The sequence below is a fragment of the Bradyrhizobium sp. genome (assembly GCF_050014615.1).
In the GTDB taxonomy this organism is placed as follows: domain Bacteria; phylum Pseudomonadota; class Alphaproteobacteria; order Rhizobiales; family Xanthobacteraceae; genus Bradyrhizobium.
Genome location: NZ_JBEKCZ010000355.1, coordinates 1 through 2,631 on the forward strand (window position 1 = coordinate 1; position 2,631 = coordinate 2,631).

Consider the following 2,631-nt stretch of genomic DNA (forward strand, 5'->3'; position numbering starts at 1 on the left):
GTCCAACTCGGCCTGCATCTCGGCTTGCATCTGGCCTCCACGCGTGTCTCGTCATGGCGAGGACTACGTCCGTCATTCCGGGGCGATGCGAAGCATCGAACTACGATGTGCAATTGCACATCCGAGAATCTCGAGATTCCGGGTCTGGTGCTACGCACCATCCCGGAATGACAATCTCAAAAGCCTTCGTGCTCTCGACCGCGCGCCCTCACATCTGCACTTCGATCAGCCGCGGTCCCGGTTCAGCGACGGCTTCCGCCAGCGCCTTGACGAACTCGTCCGCGGTGGTAACCGCGCGGCCGGAAACGCCCATGCCCTTGGCGAGCGCGACCCAGTCGAGCGTCGGGCGGTCGATCCTGAGCATGTCGAGCGCGCGCTGGCCCGGCTCGCCGGCGCCGACGCCATCGAATTCGCCGCGCAGGATCTGATAGATGCGGTTGGCGAACACGATGGTCAGAACGTTGAGGCCTTCGCGGGCCTGGGTCCACAGCGACTGCAGCGTGTACATCGCGCTGCCGTCGCCGACCATGCAGATCACCTTGCGGTCGGGACAGGCCACCGCGGCCCCGGTCGCGACCGGCGTCGAAAACCCGATCGAGCCGCCCATGTTCTGCAGCCAGTCATGCGGGTTGGCGGCGGCGGTCGGCGGAAAGAAGCCGCGCCCGGTGGTGATGGATTCGTCGACCATGATGGCGTTTTCCGGGATCGCCATCGCGATCGCCTGCGCGATCGAGGCGTGGGTCAAGGCGCCCGTCGGTTTTGTCAAATCGACCAGCGGCTGCGGCTTCGCGTCACCGGGCCTGGCGCCGAGCGCGGAGGCCAGCGCCTCAAGCGCCGCGACCGAATTCTCAGCCCCCGAGGTCATGCGATGCACCTCGCAGCCGTCGGGCTTGAGCATGCTCGGCTTGTTCGGGTAGGCGAAGAACGCCACCGGATCGTTGGCTTCGACCAGCACGATATGTTTGAAACCTTTAAGGATCGGCAGCGCCTGCTCGATCACATAGGGAATCCGGTCGATCGCAAACCGCCCGCGCCCGCGCGCCATCCGCGGATTATAGGTCTGGCCCATCACCTTGCAGCCGGTCTTGCCGGCAATCTGCGCGGCCAGCGCCAGCCCCTGCTCGGTCAGCGCGCCGCCGGTCATCAGCAGCAGCGTTGACGCGCCGCCCTTGAGCACCTTGGCGGCGTTGTCGACGGCCTGCGACGAGTAGCTGGCGCGCTGCGACTCCACCGGAACCTGCGCGATGCCATCGGCCTCGTTCCAGGCGGTGTCAGCGGGCAAAATCAGCGTCGCGATCTGCGGCGGGGAGCTTTTGGCCGCGGCGATCGCGGCGGCGCCGTCCTTGGCGACGGATTTGGCATCCGGCGAGGTCCGCACCCAGGCCGACATCGGCCGCGCCAGGCCCTCGATGTCGGAGGTCAGCGGCGCGTTAAATGCGATGTGGTAGACGGCATGCTGGCCGACGATGTTGACGATGCCGGAATTCGCCTTCTTGGCGTTGTGCAGATTGGCCAGACCGTTGGCGAGACCGGGTCCCAGATGCAGCAGCGTCGAGGCCGGGGTGCCCTTCATGCGGAAATAGCCGTCGGCCGCCCCCGTCACCACGCCCTCGAACAGGCCGAGCACGCAGCGCATGCCCTCGACCCGGTCCAGGGCGGCGACGAAATGCATCTCGGAGGTGCCGGGATTGGCGAAGCAGACGTCAACCCCGCCCGCGACCAGGGTCCGCACCAGACTTTCCGCACCGTTCATTCTTCCGCTCCCGTTCGCGCGTTTCCGAAAAACTCAGCGCAGATCAATCATTCCCAGCGGCTTTCGTCAAAGGGCGTGCCGGCATTGCTGCCCTTTGGCTGCCAATTGGCTGCCATTTGCCTTAACCAGCCGGCGCGGCGTTTCCGGTCATCCTTCCGGCCACGGTATTGTTTCGGTAACCGCCGTGTTTGAAAATAGCCGCCCTCACAGCCTCGTTGCTTGCGAAACCGTGCCAATTATGGCCTGTCTCATGCTCAAATCGGTTGGCCAAATCTCTTTTTGCGGGGCACGAGATGATCCGGGTTCTGGCGCTGCTGGCGGTGAGCGCGATGTGGCTGGCCGGCGCCGGCCCTTTGAGCGCGCAGGACGCCGATTTTCGCGATTTCTTCAGAGGCGGTTCCAATTTCGGCAACAGCGGCTCGGGCCCGATTCCCCGCACCACCGTGAGCTTTGACGGCCGCTATGCCCCCGGCACCATTTTCATCAATACCGCCGAGCGGCGGCTTTACCTCGTGCTCGGCAATGGCGAGGCGCTGCGTTACGGCATCGGCGTCGGCCGCGACGGCTATCGCTGGTCCGGCGTCCACCGCGTCACCGCGAAAAAGCAATGGCCGGGCTGGACCCCGCCCTCGCAGATGCGGGCGCGGCGGCCCGATCTGCCGCGCTACATGGAAGGCGGCATCCAAAATCCGCTCGGCGCGCGCGCGCTGTATCTGGGTTCGACGCTGTATCGCATCCATGGTTCGAACGAGCCGGAGACGATCGGCCAGGCGGTGTCGTCCGGCTGCTTCCGCATGACCAATGAAGACGTCACCGATCTCTATGAGCGCGTGCCCGTCGGCGCTACGGTGATCGTGAAGAATTAGGGCTTAGGCTGC

2 protein-coding genes are annotated in these 2,631 nt (G+C 65.3%); one reads left to right on the plus strand and one right to left on the minus strand.

Annotated elements, in window-relative coordinates; all coding sequences use genetic code 11:
• Positions 1-208: 208 nt before the first annotated feature.
• Entirely contained in the window at positions 209-1,753 is a 1,545-nt protein-coding gene (locus ABR948_RS29490; RefSeq protein WP_428124837.1) for an acetolactate synthase large subunit, read from the minus strand.
• 293 nt (positions 1,754-2,046) lie between these two features.
• Here ABR948_RS29490 and ABR948_RS29495 point away from each other — a divergent pair, with 293 nt between their 5' ends.
• Positions 2,047-2,619 (plus strand): L,D-transpeptidase, encoded by a 573-nt coding sequence (locus ABR948_RS29495; RefSeq protein WP_428124839.1) that lies wholly within the window; start codon positions 2,047-2,049, stop codon positions 2,617-2,619.
• The last annotated feature ends 12 nt before the right edge of the window (positions 2,620-2,631 follow it).

What these genes read in the sequence shown, in the direction of transcription:
- ABR948_RS29490 (WP_428124837.1), bottom strand. Translation starts at nt 1,753, where the DNA reads ATGAACGGTGCGGAAAGTCTGGTGCGGACCCTGGTCGCGGGCGGGGTT.
- ABR948_RS29495 (WP_428124839.1), top strand. Translation starts at nt 2,047, where the DNA reads ATGATCCGGGTTCTGGCGCTGCTGGCGGTGAGCGCGATGTGGCTGGCC.